This window comes from Ruegeria sp. AB7, from assembly GCF_056542625.1.
This window is the reverse complement of the sequence record NZ_JBQGAC010000005.1, coordinates 1-25,680: the sequence shown is the minus strand read 5'-3', so window position 1 is coordinate 25,680 and position 25,680 is coordinate 1. Positions and strand designations below refer to the sequence as shown.

Sequence of the window (25,680 nt, the reverse complement as noted above, 5' to 3'; positions counted from 1 at the left end):
GCGCATTAGCTACGGCGCAGCGCTGTTCGGAACTCCGAAATCCGGAAGGCGCCAAAGATGTGCCCCAACAAGAAGTAGGCCACCGCCGCAGTTACAATGAGCACGAGAAGCGCAAGGTAACGCCAGCCTGGTACTTCGAACGTCCAGCCGAAGAGGTTAATGGCCGCAAACAACACCACCCCCATGCCAGCCGATGCCGCCACGACCCGCCAGATCCGCTGTTTGAACCGGTCATCAAATCGGGCTTCGTCGCCCATTCTGCGCGCGCCGATTGCAAGCAGCGCAACCATGGCCCAGCCAGCAGTCGACGCTGCGATTGCGGGCGCAATCCACCCGACAATGGGATAAAGCCCAAAGGCAAGTCCGGCATTCACCACCATCGCAACCACTGCGTATCGAAACGGTGATTTGGTATCTTCGCGGGCGAAGAACAAAGGTTGCAGTAGCTTCTGCAGCATGAATGCGGGCAGCCCGATACCATAGATGGCCACGGCCAAGGCGGTCGCCGCTGTATCTTCGGCGCTGAACTGGCCACGTTGGAACAGGACCGAGACCAACGGGCCGGGGATGATCATAAAGGCAACCGTTGAAGGCAAGGTCAGCAGCAGAGTAAACTCTCCGGCCCGTGAAAAGGCATTGCGTGCTCCATCTTTGTCGTCTGCACGCAGGCGGCGTGACAGGTCGGGTAACAGCACGATGCCGACGGCGATGCCAACCACTCCGAGCGGCAGTTGATACAAACGATCTGCGGCAAACAGCCAACTGACTGCCTTTTCGGTTTTTGATGCCACAAGCTGTCCGACCACAAGATTGACTTGCGTTACGCCCATGGCCAACGCCGCAGGAACCGCGATCCGCACCATGCGGCGCATTTCCGGGCTGAGCTTTGGCCAACCGGGCCGAATGCGAATTCCCGCGCGTTCAGTCGCAATCCAGACAAGCGCTAATTGCGCGATGCCTGCGACTGGGATGACCGCGATGAGCAAGCGTATGATTTCTCCACCAGATATCGCGCCAAAGATTAACGCGGAGCAGGCGAATATGTTCAGCAGCACAGGAGCGGCGGCTGCAGCGGCGAAGCGCCCGGTTGCGTTCAATACTCCGGAAAACAGCGCAGCGAGGGACATAAACAGGATGTAGGGGAACACGACGTAACCATAATCCACCGCCAGATCGAAGCGTTCATCACCATAGAATCCTTCGGCGGTTATCCAAACCAACGCGGGCATGAAGACCATCGCCAGACCGACTAGCGCCAACACCGCCACCGCCAACAGGTTAAACGCATCCTGTGCGAAACCTTCGGCGTCTTCGCCGCCTTCAAGGCGTTTTGAAAACATTGGAACAAAGGCTGCGTTGAATGCGCCCTCGGCAAAGAAGCGGCGGAACATATTGGGTAGTCGGAAGGCTGCGACGAAAGCGTCCATCACCGGTCCGGGCCCGATATAAGCGGTCAGCAGGATTTCCCGCAAAAAGCCCAGAATGCGGCTTGCCAAGGTCCAGAACCCAACGGTGAAAAAGCCCGAAATCAGGCGGATCGGCTTCATGATGCGGCCCGCTCGGCACCTTCGGTGATGGCCGCGCGCAGCTTGGCTTCCAACCCGCGTTGCTTGGCCTCAGAGTGGTATTTCAGGCCGAACATATCCTTGACATAGAACGTGTCGACCACCTGTTCTCCATAGGTGGCGATCACTGCGTTAGCGATATAGACATTGGCGGCTGCCATCGTGCGCGTCAAATCATATAGCAGTCCGGGCCGGTCGCGGGTGTCGACTTCGATGATCGTGTAAATCTCTGAACCTTCGTTGTCGAAGGTGATATGGGTCGGGACGTTGAAGGCGCGTTCGCGCTTCTTGATCTTGTCGCGGGATTTCAATGCGTCCCGTGCGACAACCTCACCCCTGAGTGTCTTGTGAATCATCTGGGTCAGCCGAGGCAGGCGCGTGGCCTCGAAGGGATGGCCCTCGGCGTCCTGAACCCAGAACGCATCAGTTACATATCCGTCTTTCGTCGTATAGCTGCGGGCATCAACCACGTTGGCTCCTACAAGGGCAAGTGCCCCCGCTATGCGAGAAAAAATACCCGGATGATCACCCATGGCAAAACACGCGCGGGTGGCGTCGCGATCCTCATCCGGATGCAGACGGATTTCTACGGCACCCGGATCGCCGCTGTCCTCCAGCGATTTCAACATTTCCGCGAATTCGACATGTGTCGAAAGGTTCAGTCCCTGCCAATACGGATCATAATGCCGCCCGGTTTCGGTTTTCAGGTCAGATTTGGACCAGTTTTCCAATTCGGCCCGCAACCGCTTTTTCGCCCCATCTCCACGATTGGCTCGGTTAAGCGCCTCCATCCCGGATTCCAGTGCGTGTTTGGTGTCAGCATGCAAAGCGCGCAGCAATGTAGCCTTCCAGTTGTTCCAGGTCGTTGGTCCGACACCGCGGATGTCACAGACTGTCAGCACCGTCAGCAAGTCCAGCCGTTTGACGGTGGCAACAGCTTTCGCGAAATCGCGGATTGTGCGCGGGTCTGAGATGTCGCGTTTTTGCGCCATATCGGACATCAGCAAGTGATAGCGTACAAGCCATTCGACGGTTTCAGAATCCGCCTTGCTCAGCCCCAATCGTGGTGCCACTTTGCGCGCGATTTGCGCACCCAGAATCGAATGATCTTCGGGGCGTCCTTTGCCGATGTCGTGCAGCAACAGAGCCACGTATAGAACCTTTCGGCTAACACCACCCTCCAGGATGGATGACGCCAAGGGCAGTTCCTCGATTAACTCTCCTCGCTCGATCTGCGCCAAATTGACAATGCACTGGATCGTATGCTCGTCCACCGTATAGCTGTGATACATATTGAACTGCATCATCGCCACGATGTGCTCAAACTCGGGCAAAAAGGCTGACAGAACCCCCAACTCGTTCATGCGTCGCAGGGCACGTTCGGGGTTGCCGTGTTTCAGCATCAGATCAAGAAAGATGCGCCGCGCCTCTTTGTCGTTGCGCATCTCATCGTCGATCAGATTCAGGTTGGCCGTTACCAACCGCATTGCGTCGGGATGGATCAGCATACCCGTGCGCAAACCCTCTTCGAACAACCGTAACAGGTTGACCTTGTCTGACAGGAACGTGTCAGGGTCCGCGATATCCAGGCGGCCATGGACCACGCGGTAACCGGCCTTGACGCGGGGGCGACGGCGGAAAATACGTTCCAGCAAGGCCGCGCCCTTCATGTGCGAGGCTTCCAGTTTGGTCAGGAAAATCCGTGTCAATTCGCCCACACGGGTGGCTTCGCGGAAATAGCGTTGCATGAACACCTCGACGGCGCGCCGACCGGCGCGGTCTTGATATCCCATACGATCGGCCACCTCGACCTGCAGATCGAAGGTCAGTTGTTCCGTCGCGCGGCCCGTCACCAGATGCAAATGAGACCTGACGGCCCAGAGGAATTCTTCGGCTTGCGCGAACTCGTCAAACTCTTCGGGCGTAAAGAGGCCCATAGGGACCAGTTCGGCCACATCCGTTACGCCATAGATATATTTTGCGATCCAGTAGAGCGATTGCAGGTCGCGCAAGCCGCCCTTGCCCTCTTTGACATTGGGTTCGACCATATAGCGTTCACCCTGCTTCAGGTGCCGCTCATCGCGCTCTTTCAGCTTGGCTTCGATAAATTCCCGCTCGGTGCCTTTGAAAAGATCGGTCTTCAGGCGCGCTTCAAGTTCTTGCGCAAGGGGCTGATCCCCGACGAGATACCGTTGTTCTAGCATGGCGGTACGGATGGTGAAATCATCAGCCCCCAGACGCAGGCAATCTTTGATCGTGCGTGAAGAGTGACCGACCTTCAGCCGCAGATCCCAGAGAATATAGAGCATGGATTCGATCACGCTCTCGGCCCAGGCGGTGATTTTGTACGGCGTCAGAAAAAGCAGATCTACATCGGATGACGGGGCCATCTCACCCCGGCCATAACCTCCCACTGCCAGCACAGCGATTTTCTCGCCTTGCGTGGGATTTGCCAGCGGATGCAGATGCTCGCTGGCGATGCGCATTGCTGTGCCGACCATCTGGTCCGTCAGATAGGTATAGGAATGCGTCAGCGGCAGTGCATCAAATGGGCGCTCGGCAAAGGCGTCCGCAATCGCCTTGCGGCCTGTCTTTTGCGCCTCTCGCAGAATGCGCACCGTCTCGGCGCGCAAGGCTGCGTTGTCCGAACTGATTTCAACAGCGGCGGACAGGTTGGCATTGACCTCGGCGTTGTTAAAAATCTCGTCAGCCGCGCAGATCAGATTGACATCGGGCGCAGAGCCCTGCGCCGGTCGATTAGAATCCGGCGCCAGAGAAGCTTTGTGGGGCAGGGTCAATCACAACCACCTGTTTGTTCTGGATCGTGGCAACAGCCAGACCGCGTTCGTTCGTACCGTTCGGCCGCAGGCGGAAAATACCGCCGACACCCTGAAAACCGGCGTTCTGGGTTAATGCTGCACCTGTCAACGCGTTCGATTTGCCCTGGCTAACCAAGGCTCCGATCGCAGCGATTCCGTCATAGGCAAGCCCGCTGATCGGGTGTGGTGCCTCACCGTAGGTGTTGTTGTAACGCTGGCGATACGCCTGTGCCTTTGCCGGATCGGGAAGTGCGAACCAGCCACCTTGTACGCCAGGCAATTCCAGCGTTTGGGCTGGAATGTCCCAACGTGTCAGGCCGATATACTGAGTTGTCGCAGGAGACACACCAGCCTCGGGCAACAACTGGCTGTAAAGCGGCAGCGCGCCTGCGGTTGTCGCGGTCAGGAAAATCGAATCTGCGCCGGTCGAATCGACCGTTGCTTTAATCGCCGAAACAGAATCGATCACGCCCTGCTGAGACCGGTCATATCCAACTGTGCCCGCATTGTTGACGCGGCTGTTGCTGAGCGCGGCAGCGATGGCAGACTGGCCTAGCTGGCCCGCTGAGTCATTGCTGTGCACAATGACAGTACTGTTTTTACCCTGCTGTCCGGCGTAGTTCACCAGCCTGTTGGCCGTGTTCTGGAAAGTGGGGCCAAGCACATAGACATTGCCGCCCGCAATGCTGGTGTTGTTCGAGAAGGACAGCACGTTCACATTGTTGTTTAGCACCGCAAGTCCTGCCGCGTTTGCGGCTTGTGCGTACACTGGCCCAAGAATGATCTTGGCCCCGTCCGCTACAGCTTGCTGTGCAACCGCCGAGGCCGTTCCGGCATTGCCGGCCGTGTCGTAGACGCGCAGATCAATCTTGACGTTCGGCAAATCCGCTATAGCCAGCCGCGCTGCGTTCTCAAGGCTACGGGCAAGGGCCGCATCGCCAGACTGAGGTGATCCGCTTGGGACCAACAGGGCCACCGGAACCGGGTCAGAGGTGTCGATCGAGGGGCCTCCGCTGATGCCGCCGACTTCACAGGCGGCCAGAAAAGCGGCCGTGGCCAGTACAATGGCGGATTTCGCCAGTTTGCGTGCGGGCTTGCAAACGGTAAACATCTAAAAGAAAACTCCCTGATCCGGCGTCTGAGGGCACCTTGGTCTATTGAACCGCGATAATAAACGTCACGCTGTGAGGGTCCAGCTTTGAATTTCCAAAAGATCAGATTGGCCGCTGGGCTGTACTTTATTGCCACCCCAATCGGGACGGCACGCGATATTACGCTCAGGGCGCTCGATGTTTTGGCCTCGGCAGACATGATTGCTGCCGAAGATACGCGCAGCTTGCGACGTTTGATGGAAATCCACGGCGTGCCGCTCGAAGGGCGCCGCATATTGGCCTACCACGATCACAGCGGCGCGGGCGCGCGGGGCAAAATACTTGAGGCGCTGGAACAAGGGCAATCGGTGGCTTACGCGTCCGAGGCGGGAATGCCGCTGATCGCCGATCCCGGCTATGATTTAGGCCGCCAGGCGGCTGAGGCTGGGCACAACGTGACATGTGCACCGGGACCGTCTGCTGTTTTGACGGCGCTGACGTTGGCGGGGCTTCCCACGGATGCATTTTTCTTTGCCGGGTTCTTGCCCAATGCCTCTGGCGCACGGCGTTCACGAATCGAATCCCTGCGCAGCGTTCCCGGAACGCTTGTCTTCTATGAATCGCCGAAGCGCGTGGCTGCCTGCCTCTCTGATCTCGCGGATATTTTGGGTGGAGACCGACAGGCGGCCCTGTGCCGTGAACTCACGAAGAAGTTTGAAGAAACTCGCCGAGGGACGCTCGCTGATCTGGCAACAGAGTACGAGGGCGCATCGGTAAAGGGCGAGGTGGTTCTGCTTGTGGATCGCGCCCATTCGCAATCTGTTAAGGACTCTGACGTAGAAGAGGCATTGATAAAAGCTTTGCAAACGCATTCGGTGCGTGATGCGGCAGAATTGGTGTCAGAGATGTTCAGCCTGCCGCGCCGCCCGATCTATCAGATGGCTCTGAAGCTGGGAAAGGGATGATATGGCACAGAGATCCGTTCGGGGTTCTGTATCTTATCACGCTGGACAATCCGCCGAACTTTGCGTGGCCGCCGAATACGCGCGACGGGGTTATTCAATCGCAGGACGCAGGTGGCGCGGTGCTGGCGGTGAAATAGATCTGATCGCGCGCAACGCAGATGGGTTGGTCTTCATTGAAGTTAAGAAAAGCCGTAGTTTTGACCGTGCAGCCGCTCGGATTAGTCGCCGACAGATGGATCGAATTTGCGCATCCGCTGCCCAGTTTCTTGAACAGGAGCCTGCTGGTCAACTGACAAATACTCGGTTTGATGCGGCACTGGTTGATGACACTGGAACTGTTCAAATCATCGAAAACGCCTTTGGTTTGGACTGACCCCCATTGAACCCGTCAAGCCTCTGCGCCATGTATCGAGCGTGGAATTGAGGGATACACCATGAAGATCGCCTTTCAGATGGACCCAATCGGGGCCGTGGATATCAACGCCGACAGCTCTTTCCGTCTGGCAGAAGAGGCTCAGGTGCGCGGCCACCAGCTGTTTTTTTATGGCCCGGATCAACTGGCTTACCAGGAAGGCAAGATCACGGCGCGCGGCCATGACATGACGGTGCAACGAGTCGCTGGCAACCCGGCAGTGTTGGGCCCTGAGCGTGAAGTGGACCTTGCTGAATTTGATGTCGTCTGGCTGCGCCAAGACCCCCCGTTTGACATGCACTACATCACCTCGACCCATTTGCTTGACCGGCTAAAGGGGCAGGCCCTGGTGGTTAACGATCCGTTTTGGGTGCGAAACTATCCCGAAAAGCTGCTGGTTCTGGATTTCCCTGAACTGACTCCGCCCACCACGATTGCGCGGGATTTGCGAACCATCAAGGCGTTCAAGGAAAAGCATGGCGATATCATCCTCAAGCCGCTTTACGGCAACGGAGGTGCTGGCGTATTCCGTCTTGATGCGAATGACCGCAACCTGACGTCGCTGCATGAGCTGTTCACCGGCTTTTCTCGTGAGCCTCTGATCGCGCAGAAATTCCTGCCCGATGTGCGCAATGGCGACAAGCGGGTCATACTTGTCGATGGGGAGCCGGTGGGCGCCATCAACCGCGTTCCGGCTGAGGGCGAGACCCGCTCGAACATGCATGTGGGCGGGCGCCCCGAGAAAATCGGCCTGTCCGAGCGAGATATGGAAATCTGCGCTGCGATCGGACCGTTATTGAAGGAACGTGGTCAGATCTTTGTGGGGATCGATGTAATTGGCGACTACCTGACCGAGATCAACGTGACCTCACCCACTGGTATTCAGGAGCTTGAGCGGTTCAATGGCGTGAACATCGCCGAGAAAATCTGGCAAGCGATTGAGGCGAAACTTTAAGCTCCTGCTTTGGCGCTGATGCGAAAGCTCAGCGCCTCGGCGACATGGGGGCGGCGTACATCCGGCTCACCTTCGAGGTCGGCAATGGTGCGGGCCACGCGTAGGATGCGGTGAAAGGCGCGGGCCGACAGGCCAAAGCGTTCCGCGGCTTTCAGTAATAGTTCTTTGCCCTGGGCATCAGGGGCGGCAATTTCTTCCAGCACATTGCCTTCGACATCTGCGTTTTGACGGATATTTGGCGTGTCGCGAAAGCGATCTGTTTGTATGGCGCGCGCCGCTTCAACCCGCTCTGCGACGGTCGCAGAGCTGTCGCCGGAAGGCGGCAGGTCGAGATCGGTAAATCCGACCGGAGGGACTTCGATGCGCAAATCGAACCGGTCCATCAACGGCCCTGAGATACGCCCCAAGTAATCCTCGCCACAGACCGGTGCGCGTGAACAGGCGCGGGACGGGTCCGTCAGGTATCCGCATTTGCACGGGTTCGCGGCGGCTACCAGCATAAAGCGGCATGGGTATTTCACATGGGCGTTGGCGCGGGCGACCATTACCTCGCCGGTTTCAATAGGTTGGCGCAGGGTTTCCAAAACTGTGCGCGGAAATTCGGGAAACTCGTCCATGAACAGGACGCCGTTATGCGCCAGTGATATCTCACCGGGTTTCGCACCTTTGCCACCGCCCACGATCGCCGCCATCGAAGCGGTATGGTGCGGCTCGCGAAACGGTCTGGCGCGGCTGATGCCCCCTTCGTCCAGTAAGCCGCAAAGCGACTGGATCATCGATGTCTCTAAAGCTTCTACCGGGCTCAGAGGCGGCAAAATACCCGGCAGACGCGCCGCCAGCATGGATTTGCCGGAACCCGGTGTCCCGATCATGATCAAATGATGCCGCCCGGCTGCGGCGATTTCCAAGGCGCGTTTGGCGCGCTCTTGCCCCTTCACGTCCCGCAGGTCCCGTGCGTTGGGTGATAGTTTCACTTCGCCCGGTGTCGCAGCGGGCAGCGCAGACTGACCGGTAAAGTGCCGCACCACATCCCCCAACGAGCCCGCTCCGATCACCTGAGTGGCGTCAACCCACGCGGCTTCGGCGCTAGAGGCGCTGGGACAAAGCAAGCTGCGATCATCGGCTGCTGCTGTCATGGCAGCGGGCAGCGCGCCGACGACGGGTACCAGAGAACCATCCAAAGACAACTCGCCCAACGCGACAGCGCCCTCGGCAGCATCCGCTGGGATGATTTCCAACGCAGTCAACAAAGCGACGGCGATAGGCAGGTCGAAATGGCTGCCCTCTTTGGGCAGATCGGCAGGCGAAAGGTTAATCGTGATCCGTTTCGACGGCAGCGCGATCGCCATCGAACTTAGCGCACTACGAACACGGTCCCGTGCTTCGGAGACTGCCTTGTCCGGCAATCCCACGATGGAAAAGGCCGGAAGGCCCGGTGAGACGGCGCATTGCACCTCGACCGGGCGGGCATCGACCCCTTGAAAGGCAACGGTGTGAGCACGGGCGACCATGGCAATCCTGTCCTTGGTTAACAGGACGTTGCTGCCATGGCTGCAGTTTAAGAATCGTTAACGTCAGCAACCATCGCCGTAAATTTCGGCCACGCCTCAGGGTCAGAAACGGTCTTGTCTCGGCAAAACGGATTACAAAAGCCCCAAATCTTGCCATCGAGTTCCAGATAGTCTTGTACAGGCTTGCCGGAATAGGGGCAGGCTGTGTTGACCGAGGGGCCTGTGCTGACTGCCAATGCCCCTGAATCCCCGCCAATTGGCCAGCTGTGTGCGGGAAGGTCTTGCGGATACGGGAAGGGCTCATACGCGACCGTCATGCCCATGGCGCGCCATTGTCGAACTGCGATATCAGAGAGCAGGTGCATGCAGTATGCACGATTGACCTCGGACACGGGCAGGCCATAGCCGACAATCCGTGCAGCGACCGGCGTGTAGAAAACATCAGCCAGAGAATAGGCACCAAACAGCGGGCCCGACGCGGCGCCAGAGACCTTCCGTGCATGGGCCCAGAGGGTTTCGATCCGCTGCAAATCAGTCATCGTTTCAGGTGAAGGTTTGAACCCTTCCCAGCAACGTTTCAACTGCATGGGGCATTGCCCCCGCAGCGCTGTGAAACCGGCAACCATTTCAGCGCAAAGCCACCGGGCTGTGGCGCGGGCGGCAGGGTCTGACGGCCAAAGCCCTGCTTCGGGGTGGCGTTCGGCCAATGTCTCTGCCATCGCGAGGCTTTCGCCGACCACGGTTCCATCTGGTAGACGCAGCGCAGGAACAAGGCGCGCCGGGCCCAGTGGTTCCATATCCGCCGCCATGGTGCCGGAATAAAGGCCAATCATGTGGGTGCGGTATGGCAGGCCGAATTTCTCAAGCATTAGCCATCCGCGCATGGACCAGCTGGAGAACAACCGGTCACCGATAAAGAGATCATATGTCATACAGCAACGATGTCGGACAGAGACGCGTCGGTAAATCAGAGATTTGTGCGCACACTTATCACGGTCGGTGATTAATCCGACCTACGGTCCAACCATCGTTATGGCGCGTGATCTCGGTGACGGACAGGTTGTCGATGCGGTGACCAAACGCGTGTTGGGCGTCCACGTCCAGAGCGCGTTGGACCTGAGTCAGGATCACTCCGAAATGGGCGACCAGGACTAGGTCACATCCGGTATGGGCCGCGATCAGGGTGTCGACGACCCTATCGACACGCGCGCGGACCTCATTCCAGCTTTCCCCGTTTGGAGGCCTGACCTCGCCCGGATTATCCCAGTAGGCAAAGCAAAGCTCGGGGTCTTCCGCCTCGATCTCGGCGAAGGGGCGCATCTCCCAGTTGCCGAAATTAATTTCGCGCAGATCGCGGTGGTGCGGAAGGCGGAGTCGCGTGCCTTGAATGGCGCTGGCCGTATCGCTGGCGCGTGACAAGTCTGATGAGATTACGACGGCATTGGAAGGCAGATGCGCATCAAGCCGTGCAATCGCGGCCTTATCACTCAAGTCGGCAGGAAGGTCGGACCAGCCTACCATAGTTTTAGCATGGGTGGGGCCGTGCCGTACCAAATGCAGGCGCGTCATAGGGGTTGCCCTTTGAGAACCAGCGGCAGCCCGGCCGTAACCTGCACCACCCGATCTGCCTGCGCAGCCAGAGCGATGTTCAGCCGTCCCTGCGCCTCGCGGAATCGACGGGACAAGGCGTTGTCGGGGACGATCCCGTGGCCGACTTCGTTTGATACCACGACGATCTGGGCGGCACAGGTCTTCATCGCCTCAAGCAGTCCGGCCTGTGCTTCCTCTAGGTTATTCTCTGCCAGCAGGTGATTTGTCAGCCACATGGTTGCACAATCGATCAGGCAAATCTGATCATTTGTCAGCTTGGCGAGTTCCGGCAATAGATCAAATGGCGCTTCGATCGTCGTCCACCCGCTGCCGCGTTGTGCAATATGTTGCCTGATTTTTAGGCGCATCTCGTCATCAAACACTTGTGATGTCGCAAGGTAAATGCGACTTTTCCCAGTTGAAACAGCAAGTTGCTCCGCAAAAGCAGATTTTCCGGATGCAGCGCCGCCTAAGATAAAGGTTAAATCGGCATGCACTTTTATTACCTTTCTGGTGATCCACCCGGTTTTGTCCTGCGTATCGACCACAAGTCGGCAAGGCAAGCCCGGCCCATCGCCTGTGATAAAAGGGGAGAATTGCATGGCACTCGACAACGCACATGATTTTTCGATGTCCCGGCAGGCAATGAAGGCCGAGCTGCTGGATGCGGAGACTGAATTGAAACTGGCCTATGCCTGGCGCGATGAACGCGATGAACAGGCGCTGCATCGCCTCATTACGGCTTACATGCGGCTGGCGATATCAATGGCGGCGAAATTCAAACGCTACGGCGCGCCGATGAATGATCTGATTCAGGAGGCGGGACTGGGCTTGATGAAAGCCGCCGACAAGTTCGATCCGGATCGGGGTGTGCGGTTTTCAACGTATGCAGTGTGGTGGATCAAGGCCAGCATTCAGGATTACGTGATGCGCAATTGGTCGATGGTGCGCACTGGTTCGACCTCTTCCCAGAAATCGCTGTTCTTCAACATGCGTCGGGTACAGGCGCGTCTGGAGCGCGAAGCCGCGACTGAGGGGCTGGAGCTGGATCGCCATCAGTTGCATCAGAAGATTGCCGCCGAAATCGGAGTCCCGCTGCGTGATGTCGAGATGATGGAAGGCCGTCTGGCAGGGTCCGATTTCTCGCTTAATGCGGTGCAGTCTGCAGATGAGGACGGGCGCGAGTGGATTGATGCGCTGGAAGATGACAGCGAACAAGCCGCCGAGGTAGTAGAGAACAGCCACGACAACCAGCAATTGCGCGAATGGCTGGTGGCGGCGATGCAAGCTTTGAACGATCGCGAGCGGTTTATCGTTCGCGAAAGAAAACTGCGTGAGCCTGCCCGGACGCTGGAAAGTCTTGGGAAAGAGCTTGGCCTGTCGAAAGAGCGTGTGCGCCAACTCGAGGCGGCAGCATTCACAAAGATGCGCAAGAACCTTGAAGCGCAATCGCGCGAGGTGCAACACTTCTTCGCATGAAACCTCTTGCGATTCTTACAGCTTTTGTGTTGCTCGCCACTTTGCCTCAATCGGTTCGAGCTGCTGAATTTATCCCTCAGGACGTGTTGGCCGACATGCGGGCCGCGGATGTCGTCATTCTGGGCGAGATACATGACAACCCTCAGCATCATCTGGTCCAAGCCGAAGCAGTTGAGGCAATCACGCCCACGGCGGTTGTCTGGGAGATGGTGACCGAAGAAGGTGCTCAGCGGTTGGCTCAGAAAGCGGCAACCAATCCCGAGGAGCTGTCCCGAATTCTGCGCTGGGCAGAATCCGGTTGGCCGCCTCTCAGAATGTACTACCCCATTTTTCAGGCCGCGGATGTGCCAGTGTATGGCGCGATGGTTCCGCGTGAAGCGGCCCGCGCTGCTATGGAACGCGGGGCGGCCACAGCGTTGGGGGCTGATGCGGCCAGATATGGATTGACTGTACCTCTGTCGGATGAAGATCAAGCCGCACGCGAGGCTGATCAACTGGCGGCACATTGCGACGCATTGCCCGCTGAAGTTCTACCGCAGATGGTCGCCATTCAACGTCTGAGGGACGCTGTGTTGACCCGAGCCATTCTGCGCGCCACCGACGAAACTGGTGGGCCTGTCGCGGTCATCACTGGCAATGGCCATGCCCGCAAGGATCGCGGAATTCCGACTTTTCTGTCGCGACTGCGCCCCGGTTTGAAGGTCTTTGTGCTTGGACAATCCGAAGATGGGGTCGTGAGCGGGGATTTTGATGCTGTTATCGATAGCCCCACGGCCGAGCGAGAAGACCCCTGCAAAGCCTTTGAGGTGCAGAATTAACTGCTGGAACTGCCCGCCAGCGTTGCCTAATGTCAGGGCCGACCGGGACGGGAAGGGCGAGCCATGCTGTCATCGAAACGTATTCTGCTGATTATCGGCGGTGGGATTGCGGCCTACAAGTCGCTGGACCTGATCCGGCGGTTGCGGGAACATGGTGCGGCGGTCACGCCGGTTTTGACGCGTGCTGCCGAAGAATTCGTAACTCCGTTATCCGTGTCTGCCCTGGCCGGTGAAAAGGTCTATCGAGATCTCTTTGATCTGACCGATGAAGCGGAGATGGGTCATATTCAGCTTTCCCGTTCGGCTGATCTGATCGTGGTTGCTCCGGCAACGGCCGATCTGATGGGTAAGATGGCAGGCGGGTTAGCTAATGATCTGGCCTCGACCCTTTTGATGGCGACCGATACGCCGGTTCTGTGTGCGCCTGCGATGAATGTCCGCATGTGGGAGCATCCCGCAACCCGGCGTAACCATGCGCAACTGGAAGCAGACGGGGTGCGATTTGTCGGCCCGAACGAAGGCGATATGGCCTGCGGTGAATACGGCCCGGGCCGCATGTCGGAACCGCTTGAAATTGTCGCGGCGATCGAGGCGCAGTTCGGGGATGGGCCTTTGGCTGGCAAACGTATTCTGGTGACATCGGGTCCGACACATGAACCAATTGATCCGGTACGATACATCGCCAACCGATCATCGGGCGCTCAGGGAACAGCCGTTGCACGCGCGCTATCTGCGCTGGGGGCCGATGTTACATTTATCACGGGTCCGGCTGACGTGCCTCCTCCAGACGGCGTGAAGGTCGTGCGTGTAGAGACCGCGCTGCAAATGTCGGATGCGGTCGACGCAGCGCTTCCGGTGGATGCGGGGGTATTTGCAGCTGCAGTGGCCGATTGGCGGGTATCCAGTGCCTCGGACCGGAAGCTGAAGAAAAGCCGCGACGGGGTGCCCGCGCTAGAGTTTGCCGAGAATCCCGACATTTTGAAGCGCATCGCGCGAATGGGAAATGGCAGGCCCGTTTTGGTGGTGGGTTTTGCCGCCGAAACAGACAACGTGATCGAACATGCTACGGCCAAACGTGCCCGCAAGGGCTGTGACTGGATCGTTGCGAATGATGTCAGCCCCGCGACAGGTATCATGGGCGGTTCTGAGAATGCGGTGATCCTGATCTCAGAGCAAGGTGCCGAAGAATGGCCGCGAATGGGCAAGGATGATGTGGCAAAGCGGTTAGCAGCCAAGATCGCCGGCGCGTTGACCAGATAGCAGCCATAAAGACAAGAGGTACAGGTATGGTGGCAATTCGCGTGATCCGAGAGGAGGGGGCTGACCCGTTGGTGCCATTGCCTTCCTACGAAACCGCGGGTGCTGCCGGGGCGGATGTGCGCGCCAATCTGCCGGATGGTGCGTCAGTTATTCTTCAACCTGGCCGTCGTGCGCTGATACCGACAGGCCTTAGGATCGAAATTCCGCAGGGGTTCGAGGTTCAGGTACGTCCACGATCGGGCCTTGCCTTGAAACACGGGATCACCTTGCCCAACACTCCGGGTACAATCGACAGCGACTATCGCGGGCCATTGGGCGTAATCGTGATGAATGCGGGTCAGGAACCGTTCGAGATTACGCATGGCGAACGTATCGCGCAACTGATCGTCGCACCGGTGGTGCAGGCCATGTTCCAGGACGTTGAGGCTCTGACCGAGACTGATCGCGGCGCGGGTGGCTTCGGCTCGACCGGGCGCAGCTGATGCTGCTGGTTCTGATCCTTGCCGCCGGGCTTTGGGGTGTCGGCTATATTGCCGGGGTGTCGCGCAGCGCGCGGCTGGTTTCTGTTGGCGCGCTCTTGACGGGCGTGATTATTGCTCAACTTCTGCTGCCTGAGGGAAACCCGTTGCGTCAGGCGACCGGTGGGTCGGCAGCGATGTGGCTGATCCTCGCTGGAGCGGCTGTGCTGGTGCTGCTTTATGGGCGGGGTTTGAAGGCGTTGCGAAATCGCGCCGCGTCCGGCCAGACGTCGGAGCCCGCCAAGCCATCCGAACAGTTCAGCGAGACCGAGCTTGAACGCTATGCCCGCCACATCGTTCTGCGTGAACTGGGCGGTCCCGGCCAGAAGCGAATGAAACAGGCGCGCGTGCTGGTGATCGGTGCCGGGGGGCTCGGCGCACCCGCCCTGCAATATCTGGCCGCCGCCGGAGTGGGAACAATCGGCGTAATCGACGATGACGAGGTCGAGAACGCCAACCTGCAGCGGCAGGTGATCCACCGCGACGCGGATATCGGCATACCCAAAGTGTTCTCGGCCCAGCAGGCCATGTTGGCACAGAATCCCAACGTGGTCGTTTTGCCGTATCACCGTCGACTGACCGACGAGATTGCCGCCGAGCTCTTCGCTGATTTTGATTTGATCCTCGACGGGACTGACAATTTCGATACCCGCTACCTTGCCAACCGTACGGCGGTTGCGCTGGGAAAGCCTCTGATTTCGGGCGCGTTGTCGCAGTGGGAAGGGCAGCTCAGCGTCTTTGACCCAGCTACCTCTGGCCCGTGTTACCAGTGCATTTTCCCCGAAGCACCTGCCCCCGGCCTCGCGCCTTCTTGCGCCGAAGCTGGTGTAATCGGCCCGCTACCGGGTGTGGTCGGCTCGATGATGGCTGTTGAGGCGATCAAGGTGATCACCGGCGCCGGGCAGGCATTGCGAGGTGAGATGTTGATATACGATGCGCTTTACGGCGAAAGCCGCAAGATCACCCTAGCACGCCGCACCGATTGCCCGATTTGTGGGGCAGCACACTAACGCCGCCTCAAATTTTCGGGTAGCTCTGGATCATTTCGGCGGACGGACTTAGCTATGAGGTCAAAGGAGACCTCAATGACCAATCCGATCCTTTCTGACTGGAACACGCCCTTCGAAATCGCACCGTTTGACACAATCTCGGATGATGATTTTTCCCCCGCGCTGAAACAGGCGATGCACGCACATGATGCCGAGATTGAGGCGATAGCAGCGAGTCCGGACACGCCCACATTCGCCAATACGATCGAAGCGCTGGAGGCTGCAGGCGAGCAGTTGGATAAGGTTCTGTCGGTCTTTTTCACCGTTGCAGGTGCGGACAGCAACCCCAAGCGTGAAGAACTGCAACGCGAATTTTCGCCCAAGCTGGCGGCACACTACTCGCGCATATCATCAAACAAAGCACTGTTTAAGCGCGTGGCGGATTTATGGGACCGGCGCGATAATCTAGACCTGACCGATGAACAGGCGCGCGTTTTGATGCTGTCTCATCGCGGGTTCATGCGGGCGGGGGCGGCGTTGACCGGCGCCGACGATGCGAGAATGCAAGAGATCAAGGCCCGTTTGGCGTCTCTGGGCACGTCCTTCACGCAGAACTTGCTGGCGGATGAACGCGACTGGTTCATGGATTTGACCGAAGAAGACCTGCAAGGCTTGCCGGATTTTGTTATCGATGCAGCGCGCGCAGCGGGTCAGGAAAAGGGAGCGGATGGCCCGGTGGTAACCCTTTCTCGGTCGATTATCGTGCCCTTTCTGCAATTCTCGCCCCGCCGGGATTTGCGTGCAAAGGCTGATCGCGCGTGGACTGCACGGGGGGCAAATGGAGGTGAGACCGACAACCGCGAGATTGCGGCGGACATCCTGCGCCTGCGCGAAGAACGCGCCAAGCTGCTGGGGTATGCCAGCTTCGCCGCCTACAAGCTTGAGACCGAGATGGCCCGCACACCAGATCGCGTGCGAGAGCTGCTGTTGGATGTGTGGGAGCCCGCCAAAACCCGCGCCGACGCAGATGCCGAGGTGCTGACGGCAATGATGCAAGAGGATGGCGTAAATGGCCCGCTGGAGGCGTGGGATTGGCGCTACTATGCCGAGAAACGCCGCAAGGCCGAACATGATCTCGATGAAGCGGCGCTGAAGCCGTACCTGCAACTGGACCGAATGATCGAGGCGTCTTTCGCCTGCGCCACACGGCTGTTCGGGCTGGAGTTCGCGCCGCTTGATGTGCCGCTCTATCATCCCGATTGCCGTGCGTGGGAGGTGACCCGTGACGGGCAGCATATTGCGGTGTTCATCGGTGACTACTTTGCACGCGGATCGAAACGGTCGGGCGCATGGTGCAGCGCAATGCGCGGGCAGGCGAAATACCCGAAAGAACAGGCTCCGGTCGTGATCAACGTCTGTAACTTTGCCAAAGGTGAACCAGCGCTTTTGTCCTATGATGACGCCCGAACGTTGTTTCACGAGTTCGGCCATGCCCTGCACCAGATGCTGTCCAATGTGACCTATGAGAGTATCTCGGGCACCTCGGTGGCGCGTGATTTCGTTGAACTGCCCAGCCAGCTTTACGAACATTGGCTGGAAGTGCCCGAGATATTGGCTGAGTTCGCCACTCATGCCGAAACGGGCGCATCGATGCCGCAGGAGATGTTGCAGAAGGTGCTACAGGCCGCCAATTTCGATCAGGGGTTCCTGACGGTGGAATATGTTGCCTCGGCCCTGGTCGATCTGGCGTTTCATGAGGGGGCTGCCCCCGCTGATCCGATGGAGAAACAGGCCGAGGTGCTGGCCGAAATCGGCATGCCTCGGGCCATTGGAATGCGCCACGCCACCCCGCATTTCGCCCATGTCTTTGCGGGCGACGGTTATAGCGCAGGTTACTACAGTTATATGTGGTCCGAAGTCATGGATGCCGACGCCTTTGCGGCCTTTGAAGAAGCAGACGGTGCGTTTGATCCCGAACGCGCCAAGGCACTGGAGGAACACATCCTGTCAACTGGCGGATCCCGCGAGGCGGAAGAGCTGTATCTGGCCTTCCGTGGACGTCTGCCTGGCGTCGAAGCCTTGCTGAAAGGCCGCGGGCTGATCGCGGCCTAGTACCCAAGCTTTCGGTCAACGAGGTGGAGAAAGGGTTCACCCGCTTCACCTCGGCGAATGTTCTCGCAGATCACCTGAGCCGCGGTAACAGGTCTGGTTTCCGAGGCGATATGCGGCGTCACCGTCACATTGGGATGTGCCCAATAGGGATGCTCGGTCGGCAGGGGTTCGGTGCGGAAGACATCCAGCGTGGCGTGCCCGACCTGCCCTGAATTCAGCGCGGCCAGCAGGGCCTCATCATCGATAAGCGGCCCGCGACCCGGGTTGATGATCTTGGCCCCTTCCGGCAACAGCGCCAGTGTTTCGGCGTTGAGCGTGTTTTCGGTCGCCGGAGTATCTGGCAGCAGCAAAACCACTATCTCGACCTGGGACAGTGCATCGCGCAGCCCGTTCTTACCATGCAGACAGGTCACGCCGGGAATAGTCTTGGCGGTACGGCTCCAACCGATGACATGGAAATTCAACGCTGCCAACGCGTGGGCCGATGCTTCACCCAATGCGCCCAAACCCAAGATGCAGACGGTGCGTTGCTGGGCCAGTGGTGGCGCATCAGGTGTCCAGACCCCATCCTGTAGCGTAATGTGTTGGTCCATCCCAAGGTGATAGCGCAGCACATGGCCCACCACCCATTCCGTCATGCCTTGCGTTAATCCCCCGTCAACCATACGCGCCAGCGGAACGGTCAAGGTTTCATTGCCCGAGATTTTCTCAACCCCCGCCCAGAGGCTCAGCACCGCCTTGAGCCGTGTGAAGGGCGTGAAATCCTGTACCCCTCCGTTCGGGGCGTAAACGATGTAGTCGACCTGATCTGCAGGGATGTCCGTGGCCAGATGAAAATCTAGCCCTGCGTCCGACAAGTATTGATACATCAGAGCTTCATACTCGGGCCACAACTCAGGGCGCGCGGAAAACAGGACATTCACGGGCATGGGAAACCTTTCAGCGGGGACGATGTATATGGGCGCTTTGAACGATGCCAAAGGCGGCCATCAGGACCAGCATGGCCGAGCCGCCATAACTGACCATCGGCAGCGGTACTCCGACCACTGGGGCCAGCCCCATCACCATCGACATATTGACGGCAAAGAACAGGAAGAAATTCAGCGCGATCCCAAGTGTCACCAGAGACGAGAAACGATCCTTGGTCGACAGCGCCGTGACCATGCAGAAGATCAAGATCAGACCGTAAAGGATCAACAGTGTGATGCCGCCGACAAAGCCGAACTCTTCGGCCAAGGTGGTGAAGATGAAATCGGTGTGTTTTTCGGGCAGGAAGTTAAGACGTGATTGCGTTCCCTGCATGAAACCGCGCCCATTCCAGCCCCCCGAACCCAGAGCGATCTTCGATTGCGTGATGTGATATCCCGCTCCCAACGGATCGGTTGAAGGATCCAGAAACGTATCGATGCGTCGGAACTGGTAATCTTTGAGCAACTGCCATTCAGTCCCTCGGCTGTTGAACACCGCAGCAATTAGGCCAACCCCCGCTGCAATCACGGCAGCGAAATAGGCCCAATGCACCCCGGCAAGGAACATCAGACCACCACCAGCAGCCAATAACAGGATCGATGTGCCTAGGTCGGGCTGGCGCAGCACCATGAATGTCGGGATCAGGATCAGAATGACCGGGATAATCACCCAGAGCGGGCGCGAGGTTTTGTGCGCCGGCAGCCAGTCGTAATAGGCGGCCAGCACCATCACCAACGCCACTTTCATTACTTCTGAGGGTTGCAGCCGCATGAAGCCCAGATCAATCCAGCGCTGCGCCCCCATGCCGATCGTTCCAAACAGTTCGACCACGATCAGTAGACCGATCGCGCCCAGATAGGCCACAACCGACATGTTCCGCCAGAACCAGATAGGCACTAGCGCAATGATAAACATGGCTGCCAAGCCCAGACCGAACCGTTCCATTTGTGGTTCCGCCCACGGCATCCAGGATCCACCCGCGACCGAGTAGAGCATCAGGAACCCCGCGCTTGCCACGCTGATCAGCAACAGGGTGAGCGGCCAGTTCATATAAAGGAACTTGCGAAACCCCGACGGCGTGGATTTGACGGCATATTCAAGATAGCTCATGCGCGGTCCTTCTCGTCAGGACGCGCTTTGGGGCGACGGTCACCCTCCAGCCGTTTCTGTTGTTCTTTGATGCGCTCTCGGTCTCCGGCCGGATACGCCTCGAGCGGTGGCGTGCCATCGTAGAGTGCCTGCAGCATGATATCGCGCGCCACTGGGGCCGCGGCTTTGGAGCCGCCGCCGCCGTGTTCCACCACCACAGCCACAGCGTATTTCGGATTGTCATAGGGGGCGAAGCTGACGAACAGGGCATGGTCTCGACGCTCCCATGGCAGGTCTTCGTTTCGGATCACACCTGCGGCGCGTTCTGCCTTGGTAATATTGCGCACCTGACTGGTGCCGGTTTTGCCTGCCATGCGGAACTCATCGGCGATGATGCGACTGCGATACGCGGTGCCACGCCTGTTATTCGAGACTGTGAACATGGCTTTGCGCACTTGCTCAAGGTTGTTGCGGTTCACCTGCAGCGGTTCACCCGCGCCCGAGGGCTGTTCAACCCCATTGATTGATCGAACAAGGCGTGGTTGCACGGCGCGACCTGTCGCCAAACGCGCCGTCATCACGGCCAATTGAAGCGGTGAGGCAAGCATGAACCCCTGACCGATCGAAGCGTTTGCAGTGTCACCCACCAGCCAGTCCTGTCCGTGAACCCGCTGCTTCCATTCCTGATTGGGGGCAAGCCCGGCAGCAACGGCAGACATCGGAATGTCATGTTTGATACCCAGTCCGAAGGTGCGTGCCATCTCGGAAATCCTGTCGATCCCGACACGTATTGCCACGTCGTAATAGTAGACGTCGCAACTGCGCTTCAGCGAAGTTTCAAGGTCGACCGTCCCGTGCCCGCCGCGTTTCCAGCAGTGAAAGCGGCGGCTGCCCACTTTCATGTGACCCGGACAGTACACCGTGCTGGAAGGGCTGATCACCCCGGCTTCGAGCGCAGCCATGGCGGTGATCATTTTGAAAGTCGATCCAGGAGGGTAGGTGCCCTGTACTGTCTTATTGGCAAGCGGGCGATACTTGTCCTGCGTCAGCATCTGGTAGTCCGCCACCGAGATCCCACGCACGAACAGGTTCGGATCGAAGCTGGGGGCCGAGCTGATGGCGCGGATGTCGCCGGTTTCGCAATCGATCACGACCGCAGCGGCGCTTTCCCCAGCCAATCGCGCCTGCGCGTATTGCTGCAGATTGGCGTCGACTGACAATTGCAAATCTGCCCCGGCTTCGCCGACCTGGCGGTCCAGCTCGCGCATCACCCGGCCTGTGGCGTTGACCTCAACCCGCTTGGCCCCGGCCTTGCCGCGCAAGGTGATCTCTTGCTTGGCTTCCAGCCCGACCTTGCCGATCTGGAACCGTGGGATGCGCAGTACCGGCTCGGGGTCTTCAATCTGGCTCAGATCATAGTCGCTGACCGGGCCGACATAGCCGACCACATGGGCGAAATCTTCATAGCGCGGATACTGGCGTGTCATGCCGACCTCGGGCGTGACACCAGGCAGTGCGGGGGCATTGACCGCGACTTTCGAGATATCCTCCCACGTTACTTGATCGACCAGCGTGACCGGCAGAAACGGGGCCGATCGGCGCATTTCGGTTTTGGCACGCTCGATTTCGTCCCCGGTCAACGGGATCAGTTCCGAAAGCTTGGCGATGACCTTGTCGATATCGCCTGCATCCTCGCGCACGATGACGATGCGATAGGACTGAGAGTTTAATCCTATGATCTGCCCGTTTCGGTCATATATCCGGCCCCGGGTTGGTGGGATCAGACGGATGTTGATCCGGTTTTCTTCGGCCAGCAGACGGTATTCATCCGCTTGATCCACCTGCATGAACCGCATCCGGGCTGCCAGCCCCCCGATAAAGGCCGCTTGTAGCCCACCGAGGATCAAGGCGCGGCGCGGCAAACGTTTGTAAGCAAGGCCCTTGGGCTTTGGTTTGCGCTGCTTCATGGCCGCACCCGTGGCATCGTACTGTCGGCAACAGATTTGCGCCTTACGCCAAACACAGTTTGGCTCATCAAAACCATCACAGGATAGATTGCGATTGTCAGAATAACTTGCACCACTACCGGTCCCAGAGTTGCCTGTTGCACCGAGAGGATAGCAAGAATGAGTCGATTGAGCACAAACACAACCGTGATCACTGCCCCGACGGTTGCCCATTCGCCCACAAACCCACTGTCTCTCATGCCAGCCGCAGCGGAATGCAGATAGGCTGCACCCAGAACCACCAACGCAGCAAGCAACCCCGGTGGGCGTTGCAAAAGCAGATCGGCCATGAACATGACGATGGCAATGATCAGGATCGGAATATATTCCGGCCGCCGCAGCACCCATGCGTAGGTAAGAGCGATCAGTGTGTCAGGAAAGGGCAGGCGATCAGGTTTTGTATCCAGCGGCAACAGGTGCAGAAACACCACAAATACCGCCAGAGCGACATAGAGACCGCGCTTGGCCCAAAGATATGAGACCGACCTATCCATCATTGACCTCGGATGGGGTCAAGGATGCTTCGGGTTGACGGGGGCCGACGATATCACCGGATTCCGTGATTGGTGGGGCCGACTGATAGCGTAGTACGCGCAGAAACTCGAGCCGCTCGAAATCTGCCGACAGCCGCACGCGCAACCTGCCACCGGGATCAACCGTGATTTGACCGATCAGCAAGCCACCGGGGAACACGCCACCATCGCCTGATGTAACGACCCGGTCGCCCGGTCGCACGAGTTCCCGGTTTTCCAGAAACTCCACTGCAGGGGCCGAAGTATTGTCACCTGCGATCAGCGCCGTCTGCCCCGAAGGCTGGATCGTCGCCGGGATCGCGCTTGAGGCATCGGTCATCAGGATCACGCGCGCGGTATCCGGGCCCACGCCCGAGATGCGCCCGACCACTCCGATCCCGTCCATCGTTGCCCAACCATCCACGATCCCGTCACGCTCCCCCACGTTCAACAGCACAGATTGCCTGAAGGGTGAGCCGCTATCGGCCATCACCACCCCGGTGACATAGGTCAGGCGCGGATCGAGCCGTACGTTGTTGAGATCCAGCAGGCGGGCGTTTTCCTGTTCCAGCTGCAGCGCGGCCTCTTTCCAGGCGCGCATCAGGCGCAGCTCGCTGCGCAATTCCTGGTTCTGCTCGCTGAGCCGCTGATAGCTTTGGAAATCACGAGACAGGTTCACCAGCGCAGTGACCGGAACCATCGCCCACTCCATCGAGGGGACAACCGTATCCACCACCTGCGCGCGGAACCGTTCAACGCGCGGGCTGTCGATGCGCCAGACGAGGAAAATACCAAGCAGGCACAGAACAACGATCCCCAGAAGCAATCGGCGCAGGGGTGTCGTGTATTCATCGCGCTGTGATCGGTCCTTTGCCACAGGTTACCTTCCCGTGCTGCTCGTGCCCGAGTTCTCACCCCATCAGGGTGCGCGCCTTAGCTTTCGTAGTCAATCGCGTGGCGCAGTTGTTTTTCGTATTCGAGTGCTTTGCCCGTGCCCAAAGCCACACAATTCAGGCTTTCATCGGCAATCGACACGGCCAGACCGGTCTGTTCGCGCAGAGCAAGGTCAAGGTCACCTAGCAAAGCTCCGCCTCCGGTCAGCATAACACCCCGGTCCACGATATCGGCAGCCAGATCGGGCGGCGTGGTTTCCAGAGCTGTCATTACCGCCTCGCAAATCTGCTGCACGGGTTCAGACAGCGCTTCGGCCACCTGAGCCTGGCTGATCTCGATTTCCTTGGGCACACCGTTCAGCAGGTCGCGACCCCGGATATGCATCGACTGGCCACGGCCATCGTCCGGCATCCGTGCGGTACCGATGGTGGTCTTGATCCGTTCCGCAGTTGATTCACCCACCAGCAGGTTCTGTTGGCGCCGCAGGTACGAGATGATCGCCTCATCCATCCGGTCGCCACCAACGCGGACCGAGCGGGCATAGACGATGTCGCCCAGCGACAGAACCGCGACCTCGGTGGTACCGCCGCCGATATCGACAACCATGTTGCCGGTCGGATCGGTTATCGGCATCCCCGCGCCAATCGCAGCCGCAATTGGTTCGGCAATCAGGCCCGCGCGGCGCGCTCCTGCGGACAGAACCGACTGGCGGATTGCGCGTTTTTCAACCGGGGTTGCACCGTGGGGGACACAGACGATGATCTTGGGTTTCGAGAAGGTCGAGCGTTTATGCACCTTGCGGATAAAATGCTTGATCATCTCTTCGGCGGTGTCGAAGTCCGCGATGACACCCTCGCGCATCGGACGGATGGCTTCAATGGAGCCTGGGGTCCGGCCCAACATCAGCTTGGCGTCCTCGCCAACAGCAAGGACTTTCTTGACCCCATCCTTGACGTGGTAGGCAACGACCGAGGGCTCAGACAGGATCACTCCGCGCCCTTTGACATAAACCAGCGTGTTCGCTGTTCCAAGGTCGATAGCCATGTCCGCTGTGAACAGGCCGCCTAGATTGCCAAAGATGCCCATATTTCCCTGATCCCGTTTGTCAGAATTTCCACTGCCCGCGACTCGACGGTTCCGGGACGGATGCCTTATAGGGTGCCAACTCGCCCGGTTAAAGGGCTGATTCCGCGACAATCAGCACCTTTCCGCCTTATTGATGGGGACTTTAGAAGGCATAATGCTCTCATATCAACACATTTACCACGCTGGAAATCTGGCTGATGTGCAAAAGCACGCTTTATTGGCGTGGACGCTGCGTTATTTGACCCAAAAGGACAAACCCCTCAGCTATATCGAAACGCACTCCGGGCGTGGACTATATCACCTTGACGCGGCTGAGGCGGTTCGAACGGGTGAAGCTGTCGCCGGGATCGGGCGCGTCAGGCGCGAAGGTTGGTTTGATTCCGATCATCCAATGGCGCGGGTGCTGGATACCATACAGGCCAGTCACGGCGTGCATGCGTATCCCGGTTCACCACTGATTGCGGCCAACCTGTTGCGAAAACAGGATAGCCTGCATTTCGCCGAGCTGCATCCGCAGGAACATACGGCACTTTCACTGGCGCTGTCTCCTTTCGGGGCGAAGGTCTATCGGCAGGATGGGTTTGAGTTGGCCCAATCGTTGCTGCCTCCGACCCCGAGGCGGGGCATGATGCTGATCGATCCCAGTTATGAAGTAAAGGCCGAGTATGACCGTTTGCCTGGGGTGATCGCGAAGCTGCACCGCAAATGGAATGTGGGTGTGATCGCACTTTGGTATCCAATCCTGACGGATGCACGTCACAAGGCTATGATTTCGTCTCTGAAATCCGCTGGATATCCCAAAACGATTTGCCATGAGGTCACGTTCCCTCCGGCGCGGGAAGGTCATCGCATGGTCGGATCAGGTATGTTCATGTTGAATGCGCCCTTCGGGATCGAAGACGAAACGCGCCGCTTGTCGGAGCTGTTCGCTCAGCTTTGAAAAGCAAGAATTAAACAGGGAAAGCTCCCGCTCCGTTTGCCTGCATCAAAGATGCCGTCAAACGCGTTGGGCCCGGCAGCGCGCCAGAGGCGCGCTGCCG

At 58.6% G+C, this 25,680-nt stretch carries 23 protein-coding genes; 10 read left to right on the top strand and 13 right to left on the bottom strand.

The features are described 5' to 3' along the window. Positions 1-5: 5 nt before the first annotated feature. Genes murJ through ACR0EN_RS13610 form a run of 3 tightly spaced genes read right to left on the bottom strand, consistent with a single transcriptional unit; the run spans position 6 to position 5,495 of the window. Complete coding sequence (gene murJ / locus ACR0EN_RS13620) at positions 6-1,547, bottom strand: murein biosynthesis integral membrane protein MurJ (protein WP_480587229.1); 1,542 nt, start codon at positions 1,545-1,547, stop codon at positions 6-8. Then, positions 1,544-4,363 (bottom strand): [protein-PII] uridylyltransferase, encoded by a 2,820-nt coding sequence (locus ACR0EN_RS13615; RefSeq protein ID WP_170395863.1) that lies wholly within the window; start codon positions 4,361-4,363, stop codon positions 1,544-1,546. Before ACR0EN_RS13615 ends, murJ begins: the two co-directional genes overlap by 4 nt. Next, a complete protein-coding gene (locus tag ACR0EN_RS13610; RefSeq protein ID WP_170395865.1) occupies positions 4,323-5,495 on the bottom strand; it encodes a penicillin-binding protein activator in 1,173 nt (390 codons plus the stop codon). Before ACR0EN_RS13610 ends, ACR0EN_RS13615 begins: the two co-directional genes overlap by 41 nt. Positions 5,496-5,582: 87 nt before the next feature. Here ACR0EN_RS13610 and rsmI point away from each other — a divergent pair, with 87 nt between their 5' ends. The 3 genes from rsmI to gshB all read left to right on the top strand — a co-directional run bounded on the left by rsmI (position 5,583) and on the right by gshB (position 7,807). Next, positions 5,583-6,440, top strand: coding sequence for a 16S rRNA (cytidine(1402)-2'-O)-methyltransferase (rsmI, locus tag ACR0EN_RS13605; RefSeq protein ID WP_480587226.1), 858 nt, complete (start codon positions 5,583-5,585; stop codon positions 6,438-6,440). Position 6,441: 1 nt separating this feature from the next. Further along, a complete protein-coding gene (locus ACR0EN_RS13600) occupies positions 6,442-6,813 on the top strand; it encodes a YraN family protein (protein WP_170423764.1) in 372 nt (123 codons plus the stop codon). Between the two features lie 61 nt (positions 6,814-6,874). Beyond that, the gene (gshB, locus tag ACR0EN_RS13595) at positions 6,875-7,807 is read left to right on the top strand and encodes a glutathione synthase (protein ID WP_170513972.1); all 933 of its coding nucleotides are present in this window, start codon (positions 6,875-6,877) and stop codon (positions 7,805-7,807) included. On the opposite strand, the gene ACR0EN_RS13590 is transcribed toward gshB, so the two are convergent. Genes ACR0EN_RS13590 through cobU form a run of 4 tightly spaced genes read right to left on the bottom strand, consistent with a single transcriptional unit; the run spans position 7,804 to position 11,405 of the window. Then, positions 7,804-9,318 (bottom strand): YifB family Mg chelatase-like AAA ATPase, encoded by a 1,515-nt coding sequence (locus ACR0EN_RS13590; RefSeq protein WP_480587223.1) that lies wholly within the window; start codon positions 9,316-9,318, stop codon positions 7,804-7,806. The genes gshB and ACR0EN_RS13590 overlap by 4 nt on opposite strands. A 47-nt stretch (positions 9,319-9,365) precedes the next feature. Next, on the bottom strand, positions 9,366-10,250 hold the full coding sequence (locus ACR0EN_RS13585; RefSeq protein ID WP_170636856.1) for a glutathione S-transferase: 885 nt from the start codon (positions 10,248-10,250) through the stop codon (positions 9,366-9,368). A gap of 58 nt (positions 10,251-10,308) precedes the next feature. Further along, positions 10,309-10,887 carry a histidine phosphatase family protein gene (locus ACR0EN_RS13580; protein WP_170408306.1) on the bottom strand — a complete coding sequence of 193 codons (579 nt, stop codon included), beginning with the start codon at positions 10,885-10,887 and terminating at the stop codon, positions 10,309-10,311. Then, a complete protein-coding gene (gene cobU / locus ACR0EN_RS13575) occupies positions 10,884-11,405 on the bottom strand; it encodes a bifunctional adenosylcobinamide kinase/adenosylcobinamide-phosphate guanylyltransferase (protein ID WP_480587551.1) in 522 nt (173 codons plus the stop codon). Before cobU ends, ACR0EN_RS13580 begins: the two co-directional genes overlap by 4 nt. A gap of 103 nt (positions 11,406-11,508) precedes the next feature. Here cobU and ACR0EN_RS13570 point away from each other — a divergent pair, with 103 nt between their 5' ends. The 6 genes from ACR0EN_RS13570 to ACR0EN_RS13545 all read left to right on the top strand — a co-directional run bounded on the left by ACR0EN_RS13570 (position 11,509) and on the right by ACR0EN_RS13545 (position 18,084). Next, complete coding sequence (locus ACR0EN_RS13570) at positions 11,509-12,387, top strand: RNA polymerase factor sigma-32 (protein WP_170423772.1); 879 nt, start codon at positions 11,509-11,511, stop codon at positions 12,385-12,387. Beyond that, complete coding sequence (locus tag ACR0EN_RS13565) at positions 12,384-13,205, top strand: ChaN family lipoprotein (RefSeq protein ID WP_170818614.1); 822 nt, start codon at positions 12,384-12,386, stop codon at positions 13,203-13,205. Before ACR0EN_RS13570 ends, ACR0EN_RS13565 begins: the two co-directional genes overlap by 4 nt. A gap of 63 nt (positions 13,206-13,268) precedes the next feature. Continuing rightward, positions 13,269-14,465, top strand: coding sequence for a bifunctional phosphopantothenoylcysteine decarboxylase/phosphopantothenate--cysteine ligase CoaBC (gene coaBC / locus ACR0EN_RS13560; RefSeq protein WP_480587220.1), 1,197 nt, complete (start codon positions 13,269-13,271; stop codon positions 14,463-14,465). 26 nt (positions 14,466-14,491) lie between these two features. Further along, a complete protein-coding gene (dut, locus tag ACR0EN_RS13555) occupies positions 14,492-14,947 on the top strand; it encodes a dUTP diphosphatase (protein ID WP_170818616.1) in 456 nt (151 codons plus the stop codon). Continuing rightward, entirely contained in the window at positions 14,947-15,993 is a 1,047-nt protein-coding gene (locus tag ACR0EN_RS13550) for a molybdopterin-synthase adenylyltransferase MoeB (protein ID WP_170818617.1), read from the top strand. Before dut ends, ACR0EN_RS13550 begins: the two co-directional genes overlap by 1 nt. A gap of 75 nt (positions 15,994-16,068) precedes the next feature. Then, positions 16,069-18,084, top strand: coding sequence for a M3 family metallopeptidase (locus ACR0EN_RS13545; protein WP_480587216.1), 2,016 nt, complete (start codon positions 16,069-16,071; stop codon positions 18,082-18,084). On the opposite strand, the gene ACR0EN_RS13540 is transcribed toward ACR0EN_RS13545, so the two are convergent. Genes ACR0EN_RS13540 through ACR0EN_RS13515 form a run of 6 tightly spaced genes read right to left on the bottom strand, consistent with a single transcriptional unit; the run spans position 18,081 to position 24,640 of the window. After that, positions 18,081-19,013 carry a 2-hydroxyacid dehydrogenase gene (locus tag ACR0EN_RS13540; RefSeq protein ID WP_480587213.1) on the bottom strand — a complete coding sequence of 311 codons (933 nt, stop codon included), beginning with the start codon at positions 19,011-19,013 and terminating at the stop codon, positions 18,081-18,083. The genes ACR0EN_RS13545 and ACR0EN_RS13540 overlap by 4 nt on opposite strands. Positions 19,014-19,023: 10 nt before the next feature. After that, positions 19,024-20,163: a rod shape-determining protein RodA gene (rodA, locus tag ACR0EN_RS13535; RefSeq protein ID WP_170395892.1), complete on the bottom strand. Its 1,140-nt coding sequence runs from the start codon at positions 20,161-20,163 to the stop codon at positions 19,024-19,026. Next, complete coding sequence (mrdA, locus tag ACR0EN_RS13530; protein WP_480587210.1) at positions 20,160-22,109, bottom strand: penicillin-binding protein 2; 1,950 nt, start codon at positions 22,107-22,109, stop codon at positions 20,160-20,162. The genes rodA and mrdA overlap by 4 nt, the downstream gene beginning before the upstream one ends. After that, positions 22,106-22,642, bottom strand: a complete 537-nt coding sequence (locus ACR0EN_RS13525) for a rod shape-determining protein MreD (protein WP_480587207.1) — start codon at positions 22,640-22,642, stop codon at positions 22,106-22,108. The genes mrdA and ACR0EN_RS13525 overlap by 4 nt, the downstream gene beginning before the upstream one ends. Continuing rightward, positions 22,635-23,537: a rod shape-determining protein MreC gene (gene mreC, locus ACR0EN_RS13520; protein WP_170408296.1), complete on the bottom strand. Its 903-nt coding sequence runs from the start codon at positions 23,535-23,537 to the stop codon at positions 22,635-22,637. The genes ACR0EN_RS13525 and mreC overlap by 8 nt, the downstream gene beginning before the upstream one ends. Positions 23,538-23,593: 56 nt before the next feature. Next, on the bottom strand, positions 23,594-24,640 hold the full coding sequence (locus ACR0EN_RS13515) for a rod shape-determining protein (RefSeq protein WP_039523195.1): 1,047 nt from the start codon (positions 24,638-24,640) through the stop codon (positions 23,594-23,596). A 154-nt stretch (positions 24,641-24,794) separates the two neighbouring features. Here ACR0EN_RS13515 and ACR0EN_RS13510 point away from each other — a divergent pair, with 154 nt between their 5' ends. Next, positions 24,795-25,580, top strand: coding sequence for a 23S rRNA (adenine(2030)-N(6))-methyltransferase RlmJ (locus ACR0EN_RS13510; protein ID WP_170818621.1), 786 nt, complete (start codon positions 24,795-24,797; stop codon positions 25,578-25,580). The last annotated feature ends 100 nt before the right edge of the window (positions 25,581-25,680 follow it).